Genomic DNA, 15,136 nt, shown 5'->3' on the forward strand with positions numbered 1-15,136 from the left:
GTCATGGACATCAGCATTCACGCGAGCTTCCTCCCGCACGACGACCCGGACGCCTCCCTGGCCTTCTACCGCGACGTCCTCGGCTTCGAGGTCCGCAGTGACGTCGGACAGGGCAAGATGCGCTGGATCACGGTCGGCCCCGTCGGCCGGCCCGGCACCTCCATCCTCCTGGCGCCGCCGGCCGCCGACCCCGGGATCACCGAGGACGAGCGCCGCACCATCGCCGAGATGATGGCCAAGGGCACCTACGGCTGGATCCTGCTGGCCACCCCGGACCTCGACGGAACCTTCGAGAAGGTGCAGGCCGGCGACGCCGAGATCGTCCAGGAGCCCACCGACCAGCCGTACGGCATCCGCGACTGCGCCTTCCGCGATCCCGCGGGCAACCTGGTCCGCATCCAGGAACTCCGCTGATCCGTCCGGTCGCCGGTCCGGCCGTGACGGCCGGACCGACGACCGCCTGAGGAGAAACCGGCAGACCGCCCACCGCCGTCGAGCACCTCGCGGCGTGCTTCGGCATGCCTTCGGATGCTCGCGGACACCGACGAAAAGGAGTCCTCCCATGTGCCATCCCTCGTGGGGGCGCGCACGCATCGCGGCGCAGCGCCCGAGCGACGACCTCGTCCGAATACGCCGCGTCCGCGACCGGATCGACCGGGAGTACGCCCAGCCGCTGAACGTCGAGGCGCTCGCCGTCGGCGCGCACATGTCCGCCGGGCACCTCAGCCGTCAGTTCCGGCTGGCGTACGGCGAATCGCCGTACTCGTACCTGATGACGCGGCGCATCGAGCGCGCGACGGCGCTGCTGCGGCGTGGCGACCTCAGCGTCACCGAGGTCTGCTTCGCGGTCGGCTGCTCCTCGCTGGGCACGTTCAGCACCCGTTTCACCGAACTGGTCGGCATGTCGCCCGGCGCCTACCGGCGCGCCGCGGCGGGCGCTGTCCCGGGGATGCCGGCGTGTGTGGCCAAACAGGTGACCAGACCGGTCAGGAATCAAGAAGCCCCGGCCGTCGAGCCGCAACTAGCGTGATGACCATGACTTCCATCGAATCCGTCACCCTCGGCGTGGCCGACCCTTCGGCCGCCGAACACTTCTACTCGACCGCCTTCGGTCTGGACAAGCAGATCGGCCTGCGGGCCTCGGAGGAACCCACCACCGGCTTCCGCGGGTACACGCTCTCGCTCACGGTGTCGCAGCCGGCCGACGTCAACAGCCTCGTCGACGCGGCCGTCGACGCGGGTGCCACCCCGCTGAAGCCTGCCGCGAAGTCGCTGTGGGGCTACGGCGGTGTCGTACAGGCCCCGGACGGGGCGATCTGGAAGGTCGCGACCTCGGCCAAGAAGGACACCGGCCCCGCCACCCGGCAGATCGACGCGATCGTGCTCCTGCTGGGAGTCGCCGACGTGGTCGCGAGCAAGCGGTTCTACGCCGCCCAGGGCCTGGCCGTGGCGAAGAGCTTCGGCCGTGTGTACGTCGAGTTCGCCGCCGGACCGGGTCCCGTCAAGCTGGCGCTGTACCGGCGCCGTGCCCTCGCCAAGGATGCCGGTGTCTCTCCCGACGGCACCGGATCGCACCGCCTCGTGATCGGCGGCGGAGCCGAACCCTTCACCGACCCGGACGGCTTCGCCTGGGAGGCCGCATCGTCGCCCCTCACGTCCTGACGTGCCACCACCACACCTGCCACTGCTGACGGAGCCCGTCCCCGAAGGACGGGCTCTCCACCCACGACTGGAGGAATCATGACGGGCGCGCCGCCGCGTGGACGTGAGGAGAGGCTGCGGGACACCCGCGCGAAACTGGAGAGCGACGTCGACCTCTGGGTCGCGACGTCGGGCTCCCCGGGCGGCGTCCACCTCATCCCGCTCTCGTACCTCTGGGACGGGACCGCGTTCCTCGTCTCGACGCCGCGCGCCTCGATCACCGGACGCAACCTGCTGGCGGACCAGCGGGTGCGCCTCAGCCTCGGGCCGACCCGCGATGCCGTGGTCGTCGACGGCATCGCCGAGCCGGTGGACGTCGACGGCCTCGCCCCGGGGACGGGCGACGCGTTCGCGGCCAGGACCGGCTTCGACCCGCGCGGCCTCGACGAGCCCTACCAGTACTTCCTGATCCGGCCGCGGCGCATCCAGGCCTGGCGCGAGGCGAACGAGCTGCAGGGGCGCGACCTCATGCGCGACGGCCGCTGGCTCGCCTGACCGCCGCACGGGAGCACACCCGGCGCGCCGTGCGGCAGATCAGGAGCCGTGGGCGGGCGCATCACCGTTCAGCTGGGCGTACATGACCATGTCCCGGCGGTGTTCCCCGACCTGCTGCCAGCTACGCATCAGCCCCTCGGGCCGGTACCCGGCACTCTCCGCGGTGCGTGCCGACGCGGTGTTCCACGGCTCGACGAGGAGTTGGACGCGGGGGATGCGGAGGTCGTGCAGGGCCCAGGTGGTGACCGTACGGAGCGCCGCGCCGGCCACGCCCTGCCGGCGGGCGCGTTCGCTCATCCAGTACCCGACCGACGCGCGGCCCTCGGCCTCGTCCCCGAGCCACAGCCCGATGGAGCCGACCGGCCGTCGGTCCCGGGTGCGGACGATGGCGAACGGGTAGCCGGCGCCGGTGGCCGCCCGTTCCCACTGGCGCCGGACGTACGCCTCCGCCTCCGCCTCCGAGTACGGCGAGGGGATCGTGGTGATCAGCGGGATGTAGTCGTCCGCCGCCACCTCGCGTACGAGGGGCAGATCGCTCATCTCCCAGGGGCGCAGGACGAAGTCGGCTCCGGCGGTGAGGCTGGGAACGGTAAGGGGGCGTGCCATGGCCGTCATCCTTTCGCGAACACGTCCCCGGACCGGGCCCGACTCACCCGGCGGATGTCCGCGCGCCGGGCCTGCCGAGGAAGGCTCCGGCGAGCAGGGCACCGGCCAGGACCAGTGCCGAGTTGACCAGGACCGCGGCCGAGACGCCGGACAGCACCGCGTCGGGCCCCGTGGCCGTTCCCATCCGCGCGGTGACGACCGCGCTCATGACCGGGATGCCCATCGTGATGCCGACCTGCTGCGTCATCGTGGCCAGCCCGGTGGCCAGGCCCTGCTCCTCGTCGGGGAGTCCGGAGGTGGAGGTGACCATGAAGCCCACGATCATCAGCATGTTGCCGATGCCGCCGACGAAGGTCGCGGCCAGCAGGAGCTGGATCCAGCCGCCGGAGGTGCCGAGCGCCACGAGGGAGAGGGTGGCGGCGGCCTGGACGACGCCGCCCAGGACGATCGTGCGCCGGTTGCCGAACCTGCCCACCGCACGGCCGCCGAGCATGCCGCCGATGACGGTTCCGGCGCCCAGGACGCCGAAGGCGAGGCCGGTGGCGAGCGGCGAGTAGCCGAGGACCTCCTGGAGGTAGAGCGTGAGCAGGAAGACCAGGGAGGTCTCGGTGACGAAGGCGATCAGCCCGGTGGCGTTGCCCCAGACGACGCTGCGCCGCTTCAGGATGTGCACCGGGACCAGGGGCGCCGCCGCCCGCTTCTCGACGAACAGGAAGGCGACGAGGAGGGCCGCGCCCGCGAGCAGTGCGGCCAGGGTCGTCGGCGCCAGCCAGCCGGACTCGCCGGCCTGTGTCAGCCCGAACACGAGGAGCAGCAGGCCGCCGGTGACGGTCGCGGCGCCCGGCACGTCGAGCCGGGGGCGTTCGGCCGGCCGGGAGTCGCTGATCACGGACGGGGCGAGGGCCACGACGAGTGCGGCGACGGGGACGTTGACGAAGAAGGCCCAGCGCCAGGAGAGCAGGTCGGTCAGCAGTCCGCCGAGGATCGCCCCGGCGGTGAAGCCGGCCGACATCAGGGCGCCGTTGAGGCCGAGGGCGCGTTCGCGCAGGGGCCCCTCCTTGAACGCCGTGGTGAGCAGCGCGAGTCCGGCCGGGGTGACGGCAGCGGTGGCCAGGCCCTGCAGGACCCGTGCGGTGAGCAGCACCTCGGGGGAGGTGGCGAGCCCGCCGAGTACGGAGGACAGGCCGAGGACGACCATGCCACCGATGAACAGGCGCTTACGGCCGACGAGATCGGCGATGCGGCCGAACAGCAGGGTGAATCCGGCGGCGGCCAGCGCGAAGGAGGTGGCGATCCACTGGAGGTGGGAGAGGGAGAAGCCGAGCCCTTCGCCGACGGCGGGCAGGGCGACGTTCAGGATCGAGAAGTCCACGGCGATCATGAACTGTGCGCCGAGGAGCAGGACGAGGACGAGCTTCTGCCGTCCGGTCATGCGGAGCAGGGGAGGAGCCGGAGGAGCCGGGGCGGTGAGGGGTGCTGTGCCGGACGTGGACATGGGGAGCCCTTTCCTGAAGCGGATGGCTCTAACGGGTCCGTGGTTCCGTTAGGGTGGTGTCACCGTAACAGGACTGGGGCTATTAATGGAACTGGAGGCCCGTTATGGATGCTGAAGGAGCGGAGCCGGGCATGGTCCGGCCCGGTGGGCGCACGGCCCGGGTGCGGGAATCGGTCCTGCGGGCGGCCGGTGACGCGCTGGTCGAGCAGGGATTCGACCGGCTCGACCTCGCGGATGTCGCACGACGCGCCGAGGTCGGCAAGACGACGGTCTACCGTCGCTGGTCCGGTACCGCCGGTCTGGTCGCCGATCTGCTCACGGACATGGCGGAGCAGTCCGTACCGCGTACGGACACGGGTTCGCTGGACGAGGACCTCAGGGCGAACGCCAGGCTGGTGGTGCGGACCCTGACCGACCCGCGCCAGGGCGCGCTCTTCGCCGCCGTGATCGCGGCGTCCACCTGTGACGCCCGTACGGCCGAGGCGCTGCACCGCTTCTACGCCGTGCGCATCGCGGAGTGGTCGGGCTGTGTCGACGCGGCGGTCGAGCGGGGCGAGCTGCCCGCAGGCACCGACGCGGCCGAGGTGATCAGGGCCGTCTCCGCGCCGCTCTACTACCGGCTGCTGGCCAGCGGCGACCCCCTCGACGAAGCCGCCGCCGACCGCGCGGCGGAGGCGGCGGCGGTGGCGGCGCGGGCAGGTGTGTACGTGGTCTGAGGGGGCCGCCGCGGTCGGTGCCGGTCAGCCGATGCGGGTTCCCGTGCCGCTCACCCTGATCCGGGTGTCGTCCGGGCGCAGTTCCACGGTGAGCGTGCCGGGGCGGCCCATGTCCGCTCCCTGGTGGAGGGTGAGGACGGCGTCGTCCGGGACGAGGCCGAGCTCCCGGCTGTACGCGCCGAAAGCCGCCGCCGCCGCGCCCGTGGCCGGGTCCTCCACCACGCCGCCGACCGGGAACGGGTCGCGGACGTGGAAGACGGTCGCCGACTCGCGGCTGACCAGCTGGAGCGTGGTCAGGTCCAGGCGGTGCATCAGGGCTTCCAGGCGGGCGAAGTCGTAGTCCAGGTCCGCCAGTCGCTCACGGGTCGCGGCGGCGAGCACCAGGTGGCGGGCGCCCGCGTAGGCGATGCGGGGCGGCAGGGCCGGGTCGAGGTCGGTGGCCGGCCAGTCCAGTGCGGCCAGGGCCTCCGCCAGGTCATCCGGTCCGATGTCGAAGACCTGCGGCTCGACGCTGGTGAGGGTCGCGCGGAGCTCGTCGCCGTCCCGGGCGACGGTGACCGGGACCGTACCGGCGGGGGTGGCGAACAGTAGGTCGCCCGGGCCGTCGCGTTCGGCGAGGGCGATGGCCGTCGCGACCGTCGCATGGCCGCAGAAGGGGACCTCGGCCTTGGGGCTGAAGTAGCGGATCGTGTGCCCGCCCCGGCCGTCGGATGCGGTGAGGAACGCGGATTCGCTGTAGCCCAGTTCCGCCGCGACGGAGAGCATCGCCGCGTCGTCGAGACCGGAGGCGTCCAGCACGACACCGGCGGGATTGCCCCCGTCCGGGTCGGCGGAGAAGACGGTGTAGCGCAGCACCTCGGTGCTGGGGAGTCGGCTCATGCCACACGACAACTGAAGCGCGGTCAGGGGAATTCCCGAGGGGTGGTACGGGGCCCTGACCCCCCGTACCACCCCCTGGCCGGACCGCGGACCCCCCGGACCGCGGCGGCCGTTCACTGCGGTCAGTGGCAGACCTTGATTCCGGTGATCGAGCTGGTCCAGGAGCAGGAGTCCTGGAGCGAGCCGCTGGGCTTGTACAGCCGGGCCTTGTCGCCGGTGTTGTTCCAGACGTACCAACCGCGGTTCCAGTACACGTGGGCCCCGGCGTTGCTGCCCTTGCCCGTGTGGACCCGGACCGTCTTGCCCGCGGCGACCGTGTAGCTGCCGAAGGTGTACGTGTACCCGGTGTTGTCCTTCAGCCGGTAGCCCTTGAGCTGGAGCTTCACCGTGCCGTTGTTGTGGATGTCCACGAACTCGGCGTTCAGGGACGTGTTCGTCCCGGTGTCGCTGCCGGGACTGTTGTACTGGATCTTGCCGAGGTGCAGTCCGCCCTGGTGGGAAGCCGCCGAGGCCGGAGCCGTGGCGAGGAGCGAGCCGGCCAGAGCGGTGGCGGCGGCCAGGGCGAGAGGCGCGGCGGTGCGTATGCGCATGCTATGTGTTCCTTCTGTGTTCATCTGGTGAAGGTCAGCAGCATACGGGCAGCATGCGCTTACGCGGTGGTGGCTGCGGAAATCAGCAAACTCGGTCATTTTGCGACGGGTTCGGGCATGCGGATACGGGGACCCGAGCGGTCCGGCCGCCGAGGTGTCAGCCCCGGCCCACGTACGGCATCGCGGTCGCCATGACCGTCGCGAACTGCACATTCGCCTCCAGCGGCAGCTCCGCCATGTGCAGGACCGTCCGGGCCACGTCGGCCGCCGCCATCACCGGTTCGACGGCCACCTCGCCGTTGGCCTGGAGGATTCCCGTCTGCATCCGCTCCGTCATGTCGGTCGCCGCGTTGCCGATGTCGATCTGCCCGCAGGCGATCCGGTACGGACGGCCGTCCAGTGACAGCGACTTCGTCAGACCCGTCATGGCGTGCTTCGTCGCGGTGTACGCGATCGAGTGCGGGCGGGGGGCGTGCGCGGAGACGGAGCCGTTGTTGATGATCCGGCCGCCCTGCGGGTCCTGCTCCTTCATCAGGCGGTACGCCGCCTGCGCGCACAGGAACGCCCCCGTCAGATTGACGTCCACCACCGTGCGCCAGTCCTCGTACGCGATGTCCTCGACCGGTACCGAGCGCGGTCCGAACGTCCCCGCGTTGTTGAAGAGCAGATCGAGGCGGCCGAAGCGCTCCCGGGCCAGCGAGAAGAGCGCCGTCACCTCGTCCGGGTCCGACACGTCGGTGGGCACGCACACGGTGTCCCCCGGGCCACCGGCCGCGGCGGCGGTCTCCTCGAGGGGCTCCTGGCGCCGCCCCGCCAGGATCACCGTCCAGCCGGCCCCGTCGAGAGTGAGGGCGACGGCCCGGCCGATGCCCGATCCCGCACCCGTGACGACAGCGATTCTCTGCTCAGCGTTCATGGCCCGGCAGCGTACGGGAGGTTTGGCGGCGCAGGGCACCCGGTGCTCATCGCACCGCCACACGGATGTTGTGTACCCGCCAACGGCAAGTCGTCGCCCCGCACTCCAATGCTTCTGACAGCATCCGGCAGGGGAGGGGCATATGACAGCCGCACAGATCAGCACGCCCGGTCAGCAGGGGCATTCCGCCGAGCTCCGCAGCGCCGCGCGGCGGCTCGGGTCCGGCGTGGACCGCCGCAGGTTCCTCACCGTCACCGGCGCCGCCGCCGCACTGGCCTTCGCCGTCAACCTGCCCGCCGCAGGTGCCGCGAGCGCCGCCGAGCTCGACGCCCGGAAGATCACCGAGGACCCCTTCACCCTCGGCGTCGCCTCGGGCGACCCGCTGCCCGGCTCCGTCCTCCTGTGGACAAGACTCGCGCCCCGCCCCTTCGAAGCGGACGGCGGACTGCCGGCCACGCGTGTACAGGTCCGCTGGGAGGTCGCCCGCGACGAGCGCTTCGCCCGGATCGTCCGGCGCGGATCCGTCACCGCGCACCCGGAGTTCGGCCACAGCGTCCGCGTGGACGTCGACGGCCTCGACCCGGACCGGACCTTCTACTACCGCTTCCGTACCGGCAGCTGGATCAGCCCCGCCGGCCGAACCCGCACGGCCCCCGCACGCGGCGCCCGCAACAGCTCGCTGACCCTGGCCGCCGTCTCCTGCCAGGCCTACCACGACGGCTACTTCACCGCCTACAAGCACCTCGCGGCCGAGGACGTCGACGTGGTCTTCCACCTCGGCGACTACCTCTACGAGTACGCGGTCACGGCCACGGGCGGCGCCCGCAACTACACCGACCGCACCCTCTCGGCCCACTACAACCGGGAGACGGTCACGCTGGAGGACTACCGGATGCGGTACGGCCTCTACAAGTCCGACCCCGATCTGCGCGCCGCCCACGCGGCCCACCCCTTCGTCGTCACCTGGGACGACCACGAGACCGAGAACAACTACGCGGGCGACACCCCGGAGAACAGCGTCCCGCCGGAGGAGTTCCTGCTGCGCAGGGCCGCCGCCTACCGTGCCTACTGGGAGAACCAGCCGCTGCGCACCCCGCAGCGCCCCACCGGCCCCGACATGCGGCTCTACCGCCGCCTGGAGTTCGGCCGGCTCGCCCAGTTCGACATCCTCGACACCCGCCAGTACCGCAGCAACCAGGCGTACGGCGACGGCTGGAAGGTCCCCGGACCCGAGTCCGAGGACCCGACGCGCACCATGACGGGAGCCGCCCAGGAGCGCTGGCTGCTCGACGGCTGGAAGAACTCCCGCGCCCGCTGGAACGTCGTGCCGCAACAGGTCACCTTCGCCCAGCGGCGTGACGTGCCCACGGACGCCTTCAAGCTGTCCATGGACTCGTGGGACGGCTACCCGGCCTCCAGGCAGCGGCTCATGGACGGGGCGGAGGCCGCCGGGGTCGACAACCTGATGGTGCTGACCGGGGACGTCCACGTCGGCTACGGCTTCGACCTGAAGAAGGACTTCGACGACCCGTCGTCCCGGACCGTCGGCACGGAGATCGTGGCCACCTCGATCGCCAGCGGCAAGGACGGCGCCGAGAAGCCGGCCAACTGGACCAACCAGACCCAGGCCAACCCGCACATGAAGTTCTACAACGGCCGCCGCGGCTACGCCCTCGTCACCCTCGGCACGGACCAGGCACGCGCCGACTTCCGTACGGTGTCGGCCGTCACCACGCCCGGCGCGCCCGTGGGCACGGCCGCGTCCTTCGTGACCGAGGCCGGGAACCCGGGACTCACCCCCGCGTGACCCGGCCCCGCGCCGGGCGGAACGGTCAGGCGCGGTCGTCCGCCGGATAGCGGACGCCGATGCGGTCACGTACCGCGTCGAGCGTCCGCATCACCGCGAGCGAGCCGTCCAGCGGCACCAGCGGGGACTCCGTCTCGCCCGCGACCAGCGCACGCGTCACCTCGGCCGCCTCGTACTGCATGCCCGAAAGGCCCTGCGGTCCCGGGCCCGTGGTGATCTCCTCGGGCTCCCGGCCGGAACGGTGCAGGACGAAGCGCTCCGGGTGGAAGAAGCCGTGCGGGAAGTCGATCCGCCCGGCCGTGCCGGTGACCGACGCGGTGGTGGGCAGGTTCCCCACGATCGAACAGCTCAGCAGCGCCGTGGCGCCCGAGTCCCAGCCCAGCAGCATCCCCGTATTGAGGTCGACGCCCTCCGGGGACAGCAGCGCGTCCGCCTGCACCCGGTCCGGCTCGCCCAGCAGCAGGTGCGCGAACGACACCGGGTAGACCCCGAGGTCCAGCAGCGCGCCGCCGCCCAGCGCGGGATCCCGCAGCCGGTGCTCCGCGCCGAAGGTGCCCGCGAAACCGAAGTCGGCCTGCACCGTGCGGATCTCGCCGATGGCTCCGTCCCGCACCAGCTCGGTCATGCGGCGGATGACCGGGTTGCAGTACGTCCACATGGCCTCCATGAGGAAGAGCCCGCGCTCCCGGGCCAGGGCCACGAGCTCCCGCGCCTCGCGCGCGTTGAGCGTGAACGCCTTCTCGCACAGCACGTGCTTCCCGGCCTCCAGGGCGAGCCCCGCGGCCTCCCGGTGCGCGGAGTGCGGCGTGGCCACGTACACGACGTCGATGTCGTCGTCGGCGACGAGCTCCGCCCAGCTGCCGTACGCCCGCCCGATCCCGAACCGCTCGGCGAACGCCTTCGCGGAGGCGTCCGTGCGGGAGGCGACCGCGACGACCTCGGCGCCGGAGTCCTTCATCGCCAGCAGATCCGCGGTGAACGTCGCGGCTATGCCGCCCGTCGCCAGTACACCCCAACGCACAGTCCTGCTCATGCCCGCCCGCCCTCATGAAAAAAGGTTCCGACCACTACGACTGAGCTGAGAGCATAGATGTGGATTCAACGAAGCGGAGACGAGGATGCCGGACAGCGGCGTGAGCCGGGCCCAGCAGGAACAGCAAGAACGACCGGAACAGTCCGAGCGCCACGAGCAGCGAGAGCGCCGCATTCAGCCAGTACGGCAGGAACACCGGCAGGAACCCATACCCGCGGCCCCGGGCCCCTCGGCGACCGACGCCGCACGGCGGGCCGGAATCCTGGTCACCCTGGTCCTCGGCGGGCTGACCGCGCTGCCGCCGCTCTCCATGGACATGTACCTCCCGGCGCTGCCCGCGGTCACCGACTCGCTGCATGCCCCGGCCGCGACCGTCCAGCTCACGCTGACCGCGTGCCTCACCGGCATGGCGCTCGGCCAGCTCGTCGTCGGACCGATGAGCGACCGGTGGGGACGGCGCAAGCCGCTGCTCCTCGGCATGATCATTTACGTGGTCGCCACCGCGATCTGCGCCTTCGCCCCCTCCGCGGAACTCCTCATCGGCTTCCGCCTCCTGCAGGGACTGGCCGGCGCCGCGGGCATCGTGATCTCCAGGGCCGTGGTGCGCGACCTCTACGACGGCATGGAGATGGCCCGGTTCTTCTCCACCCTGATGCTGATCTCCGGCGTCGCTCCCGTCATCGCGCCCGTGATCGGCGGACAGGTGCTGCGGTTCACCGACTGGCGCGGCATCTTCGTCGTGCTCACCGTCGTCGGTGTGCTGCTCACCCTGATCGTGTGGAAGTGGCTGCACGAGACCCTGCCCGAGGAGGAACGTCACACCGGCGGCATCGGCGAGGCGCTGCGCACCATGCGCGGACTGCTGGCGGACCGGGTCTTCACCGGCTACATGATCGCGGGCAGTCTCGCCTTCGCCGCCCTGTTCGCCTACGTGAGCGCCTCCCCGTTCGTCGTCCAGGAGATCTACGGAGCCTCGCCGCAGACCTTCAGCCTGCTCTTCGGCATCAACTCGATCGGGCTGATCACCGTCGGCCAGATCAACGGCAAGGTGCTCGTCGGCCGGATCAGCCTCGACAAGGCGCTCGGCCTCGGACTCGCCGTCATCTCCCTCGCGGCCGTGGCCCTGCTGCTCATGACGTCCGGAGTCTTCGGCGACGTGGGCCTGCTGCCCGTCGCGTCCGGGCTCTTCGTCCTGATGTCCGCCATGGGACTGGCCATGCCCAACACCAACGCCCAGGCCCTGATGCGCACGAAGCACGCGGCGGGGTCCGCCTCCGCGCTGCTCGGTACGACGTCGTTCCTCGTCGGTGCCATCGCCTCGCCCCTGGTCGGGATCGCGGGGGAGCAGACGGCCGTGCCCATGGCCGTGGTGCAGGTCGTGTGCGCCCTCTCCGCGGTGGCGTGCTTCCTCGGCCTGTGCCGGCCGTGGCAGAACAGGGGCGGACCGCAGGATCAGCCGACGCGCGGATAGCCCAGCAGGTGCAGCTGGTCCTTCCGGTCCGTCCAGCGGAACAATCCGGTCCCGGACGTCTCCACCTCGGGCAGCCGCACATTCAGTGGCAGCGGCTCGGTGCCCCAGGTCGCGAAGCTCATCGTGACCGGGGCCCCGCCGCCCTCCAGGGCGTCGGAGGCGTCGCGCGCGTTCGTCGCGCCGTACGCCGTACCCGCGTCCGTCACCGAGGCGAGCGTCAGCTGCGCCGACCCGTCCTCCTCCTCGAAGCAGACCCCCTTCGCCGCCTCCAGGTCGAAGGCCAGGTTCCCCGCCACCAGATAGCGGTCCGAAGGAGAGACGACGGCCTGCGGATAGCGCCCGGGCTCGATGGCCGGCTTGTGGCACTCCACCGAGACCATCGCCTTGCCGCTCGTGGCGTCGTGCACCGTCCACAGCTCGTGCGTCGCGGCACGCTTCGACCCCTTGGCGAGCTGCCACTTCGCCAGGATCCGGTCCGGGGCCACGGACGTCGGCACGCCGGAGAGCACGTTGGCGCCCTTGGGAGCCACCGTCCTGCTGAACCAGCCGCCCCGCACCCAGAATTCGCGCACCCCGCTCAGCAGCAGCCCCTTCGCCGTCTGCCCGCGCACCTCGGTGAGCTGCTTGCAGGCGGCGCAGCCCTTCGGGTACGTCACCGCGGCGGCGCCGACCTCCGAGACCTGGCCGGTCAACGGATCGACCGCCGCGCTGTTCGCCCGGCCGTCGCTGATCAGGATGTCCGGGCCGGTCGCCGTGACCGTCGGTGCGCCGCTCCACGGCACCTCGACCCGGCGGCGCTCGCCGTCCGCTGCGTCGTACACATCGAGGGAGACGAAGGTGTCGGCCGGGGTCAGCCCGTCGCCGACCTTCCCGTACGACCAGGTCACGAAGAACTGCCGGTCCTCCTTGGCGACACTGAGCAGCTTCGGGAAGTGCAGCGGGTCCGGCGGCCGCCAGGCCTCACCGCTCCAGCCGTCCCGGCCCGTCTCCGTGTCGACGGTCCGCAGCCGGTAGCGGTTGTCCGAGGCCTTCACCAGATAGGCGAGCCGGCCCGTCGTGTGCGAGAGGGCGTAGTCGGGCCCCACGCCGACGATCTCCCAGCCGCGCGCCGTCGTGTAGGCCGAGGGCACCGTCAACTGCGTGGTCGGCCCCGCGCTCTTCTTCACCGGCTTCTTCGGCCTGTCGTCCTTCTTGTCGTCGGCGCCGCCCCCGCCGCAGGTCGCCAGCAGGAGCAGCAGCGCAAGGAAGAGCACCCCGCCGACCAGAGCCAGGCGCACGATCTTCTGCCTCATGGTCCCCCCGATGAGAAATCCCCCCGACCGATCCCGAATGACCTGTCCCCGATCCGGCGCCGGTCAGCGTAGCAACAGGACCGCGGGCAGGAGCAGTTCGGTCCCGTCGCCGTTCTGTCCCGGTTCCGTACCGGACCGCCCGGCAGCCGCGGACCGGCCTCCTGCGCCTACAATTCGGCGGTGAACGCCACCCTCCCCACAGCGGAAGCCCTGCGCACGGCCCTGGCCGCGCTGCTCGACGGGCTGCCGCCCAAGCAGGCCGCACAGGCCGTCGAACGGCTGATCGCCAGCTACCGCGGGACCACCCCCACCGACGCCCCGGTCCTGCGCGACCGCTCGGACGTCGCCGCGTACGCCGCGTACCGGATGCCCGCGACCTTCGAGGCCGTACGGTCCGCCCTGGCGGCACTCCGTGAGGCGGCGCCGCAGTGGGTGCCCGCCACGCACACCGACATCGGGGGCGGTACGGGCGCGGCGAGCTGGGCCGTGGCCGGGGCGTGGGAAGGGCCGCGCACGACCGTGCTGGACTGGGCCGAACCCGCCCTCGCGCTCGGCCGCGAGCTGGCCACGGCCTCGGGCGTTCCGGGGCTGCGGGACGCGGAGTGGCAGCGCGCCAGGATCGGCACGGCGCTGGAACTCGCGCCCACGGATCTGGTGACCGTCTCGTACGTCCTCAAGGAGCTCACCCCGAAGGACCGGATCCAGGTGGTGGAGGCGGCCGCGGCCGCCGCGCAGGCGGTGGTGATCGTCGAGCCGGGCACCCCCGACGGCTACGCCCGCATCATCGAGGCCCGCGACCTGCTGATCGCCGCCGGGCTGACCGTGGCGGCGCCCTGCCCGCACAGCGACGCCTGCCCCATCGAGCCGGGCACCGACTGGTGCCACTTCTCGGCGCGGGTCAGCCGCTCGTCGCTGCACCGCCAGGTGAAGGGCGGCTCGCTGAGCCACGAGGACGAGAAGTTCAGCTACGTCGTGGCGACCCGCTTCCCGACCGATCCGGCAGGGGCGCGGGTCACCCGCAAGCCGCAGCTCCGCAAGGGCCAGGTGCTCCTCGAACTGTGCACCCGTGAGGAGGGCCTGCAGCGCGCGACGGTCACCAAGCGGCACGGTGATCTGTACCGTGCCGCCCGGGACACCGCGTGGGGCGACTCCTGGCCGCCCCCGGAGAACCCCTAGGGTCTCAGCTCCTGGGTGCAGCACTTCACGCTGCCGCCGCCCTTGAGCAGCTCGCCGAGGTCCATCGGAACCGGCTCGAAGCCGCGGTCCCGCAGCGGATCGAGGAGCCCGACGGCGGCCTGCGGAACGAGCACGTGGCGGCCGTCGCTGACCGCGTTGAGGCCCAGCGCCGCGGCGTCCGCCTCCTCGGCGATCAGAGCGTCGGGGAAGAGCCTGGCCAGCACGGACCTGCTGCCCGGCGAGAAGGCGGCCGGGTAGTACATGATCTCGTCGGCCGCGTCGTCGAGGACGCACAGGGCCGTGTCCAGGTGGTAGTAACGCGGGTCCACCAGATCGAGCCCGATCACGGGGCGCCCGAAGAACTCCTGCGCCTCGTCGTGGGAGAGCGGACTGGACCGGAAGCCGCGCCCCGCCAGGAGGTACGAGGAGGTGACCGCGAAGTCGCCCTCCCCCTCGTTGACGTGATCCGGCACATGGATGTCGGTGAAGCCGTTGGCCCGGAACCAGTCCCGGTGCGCCTCGGCCTCCGCGTACCGCTCCCGGTACGCGAACAGGGCGCCCAGCACCCGTCCGTCGATGACGGTGGCGCCGTTGGCGGCGAACACCATGTCGGGGAGGTCCGGGTCCGGGGTGAGCAGCTCGACGGTGTGGCCGAGCGAGCGGTAGCGGTCGCGCAGGTCCTCCCACTGGGTGTTCGCCAGCGGCAGGTCGACAGGTTTCGAGGGGTCCATCCATGGGTTGATGGAGTACGTGACCTTGAAGTGGGCCGGGGCGCACATCAGGTAGCGACGAGGGGTGGCGTCACGGGTCAATGCAGGCTCCTCACGAACGGCAGCCGGAGCTGCGGAACGGTGGGATGCGCACGGTCTGTGCGTGAGTTCATGGTGCGCTGCTCCCGGCCGATGCGCAGTGATCCGATCGGGTGATTCATGCGATGGTCGTCGAGCAGCCAACAAGAC

The 15,136-nt window shown here is 71.6% G+C and carries 16 protein-coding genes; 8 read left to right on the plus strand and 8 right to left on the minus strand.

The features are described 5' to 3' along the window. Nucleotides 1-3: 3 nt before the first annotated feature. The 4 genes from OG257_RS27170 to OG257_RS27185 all read left to right on the plus strand — a co-directional run bounded on the left by OG257_RS27170 (nucleotide 4) and on the right by OG257_RS27185 (nucleotide 2,196). Complete coding sequence (locus tag OG257_RS27170) at nucleotides 4-414, plus strand: VOC family protein (protein ID WP_329211640.1); 411 nt, start codon at nucleotides 4-6, stop codon at nucleotides 412-414. Between the two features lie 148 nt (nucleotides 415-562). Next, a complete protein-coding gene (locus tag OG257_RS27175; RefSeq protein ID WP_329211642.1) occupies nucleotides 563-1,030 on the plus strand; it encodes a helix-turn-helix transcriptional regulator in 468 nt (155 codons plus the stop codon). 5 nt (nucleotides 1,031-1,035) lie between these two features. Then, the gene (locus OG257_RS27180) at nucleotides 1,036-1,662 is read left to right on the plus strand and encodes a glyoxalase (protein ID WP_329211643.1); all 627 of its coding nucleotides are present in this window, start codon (nucleotides 1,036-1,038) and stop codon (nucleotides 1,660-1,662) included. A 78-nt stretch (nucleotides 1,663-1,740) separates the two neighbouring features. Then, the gene (locus OG257_RS27185) at nucleotides 1,741-2,196 is read left to right on the plus strand and encodes a pyridoxamine 5'-phosphate oxidase family protein (RefSeq protein ID WP_329211645.1); all 456 of its coding nucleotides are present in this window, start codon (nucleotides 1,741-1,743) and stop codon (nucleotides 2,194-2,196) included. A 39-nt stretch (nucleotides 2,197-2,235) separates the two neighbouring features. Here the strand turns inward: OG257_RS27185 and OG257_RS27190 are convergent, their stop codons facing one another. Next, a complete protein-coding gene (locus OG257_RS27190; protein WP_329211647.1) occupies nucleotides 2,236-2,802 on the minus strand; it encodes a GNAT family N-acetyltransferase in 567 nt (188 codons plus the stop codon). A 43-nt stretch (nucleotides 2,803-2,845) separates the two neighbouring features. Then, the gene (locus tag OG257_RS27195; RefSeq protein ID WP_329211649.1) at nucleotides 2,846-4,297 is read right to left on the minus strand and encodes an MFS transporter; all 1,452 of its coding nucleotides are present in this window, start codon (nucleotides 4,295-4,297) and stop codon (nucleotides 2,846-2,848) included. A gap of 104 nt (nucleotides 4,298-4,401) precedes the next feature. Between OG257_RS27195 and OG257_RS27200 the strand changes: the two genes are divergently transcribed. Further along, the gene (locus OG257_RS27200; protein WP_329211651.1) at nucleotides 4,402-5,013 is read left to right on the plus strand and encodes a TetR/AcrR family transcriptional regulator; all 612 of its coding nucleotides are present in this window, start codon (nucleotides 4,402-4,404) and stop codon (nucleotides 5,011-5,013) included. 24 nt (nucleotides 5,014-5,037) lie between these two features. On the opposite strand, the gene OG257_RS27205 is transcribed toward OG257_RS27200, so the two are convergent. The 3 genes from OG257_RS27205 to OG257_RS27215 all read right to left on the minus strand — a co-directional run bounded on the left by OG257_RS27205 (nucleotide 5,038) and on the right by OG257_RS27215 (nucleotide 7,398). Then, complete coding sequence (locus tag OG257_RS27205) at nucleotides 5,038-5,892, minus strand: PhzF family phenazine biosynthesis protein (RefSeq protein ID WP_329211653.1); 855 nt, start codon at nucleotides 5,890-5,892, stop codon at nucleotides 5,038-5,040. 122 nt (nucleotides 5,893-6,014) lie between these two features. Further along, nucleotides 6,015-6,482, minus strand: coding sequence for a lamin tail domain-containing protein (locus OG257_RS27210; protein WP_329211655.1), 468 nt, complete (start codon nucleotides 6,480-6,482; stop codon nucleotides 6,015-6,017). A gap of 157 nt (nucleotides 6,483-6,639) precedes the next feature. Beyond that, complete coding sequence (locus tag OG257_RS27215) at nucleotides 6,640-7,398, minus strand: SDR family oxidoreductase (protein ID WP_329211657.1); 759 nt, start codon at nucleotides 7,396-7,398, stop codon at nucleotides 6,640-6,642. A 142-nt stretch (nucleotides 7,399-7,540) separates the two neighbouring features. Between OG257_RS27215 and OG257_RS27220 the strand changes: the two genes are divergently transcribed. Beyond that, nucleotides 7,541-9,205, plus strand: a complete 1,665-nt coding sequence (locus OG257_RS27220) for an alkaline phosphatase D family protein (RefSeq protein WP_329211659.1) — start codon at nucleotides 7,541-7,543, stop codon at nucleotides 9,203-9,205. A gap of 25 nt (nucleotides 9,206-9,230) precedes the next feature. Here the strand turns inward: OG257_RS27220 and OG257_RS27225 are convergent, their stop codons facing one another. After that, the gene (locus OG257_RS27225) at nucleotides 9,231-10,238 is read right to left on the minus strand and encodes a Gfo/Idh/MocA family protein (RefSeq protein WP_329211661.1); all 1,008 of its coding nucleotides are present in this window, start codon (nucleotides 10,236-10,238) and stop codon (nucleotides 9,231-9,233) included. A gap of 85 nt (nucleotides 10,239-10,323) precedes the next feature. Here OG257_RS27225 and OG257_RS27230 point away from each other — a divergent pair, with 85 nt between their 5' ends. Next, on the plus strand, nucleotides 10,324-11,709 hold the full coding sequence (locus OG257_RS27230) for a Bcr/CflA family multidrug efflux MFS transporter (protein WP_329211663.1): 1,386 nt from the start codon (nucleotides 10,324-10,326) through the stop codon (nucleotides 11,707-11,709). On the opposite strand, the gene OG257_RS27235 is transcribed toward OG257_RS27230, so the two are convergent. After that, a complete protein-coding gene (locus tag OG257_RS27235) occupies nucleotides 11,691-13,001 on the minus strand; it encodes a hypothetical protein (protein ID WP_329211665.1) in 1,311 nt (436 codons plus the stop codon). The two genes, OG257_RS27230 and OG257_RS27235, sit on opposite strands and share 19 nt — an antisense overlap. 180 nt (nucleotides 13,002-13,181) lie before the next feature. On the opposite strand from OG257_RS27235, the gene OG257_RS27240 reads away from it, so the two are divergent. Beyond that, on the plus strand, nucleotides 13,182-14,177 hold the full coding sequence (locus OG257_RS27240; protein ID WP_329211667.1) for a small ribosomal subunit Rsm22 family protein: 996 nt from the start codon (nucleotides 13,182-13,184) through the stop codon (nucleotides 14,175-14,177). Here OG257_RS27240 and ddaH read toward each other — a convergent pair. Next, on the minus strand, nucleotides 14,174-15,091 hold the full coding sequence (ddaH, locus tag OG257_RS27245) for a dimethylargininase (protein WP_383805391.1): 918 nt from the start codon (nucleotides 15,089-15,091) through the stop codon (nucleotides 14,174-14,176). The genes OG257_RS27240 and ddaH overlap by 4 nt on opposite strands. Between the last annotated feature and the right edge of the window lie 45 nt (nucleotides 15,092-15,136).

Source organism: Streptomyces sp. NBC_00683 (assembly GCF_036226745.1).
Lineage (GTDB): Bacteria > Actinomycetota > Actinomycetes > Streptomycetales > Streptomycetaceae > Streptomyces.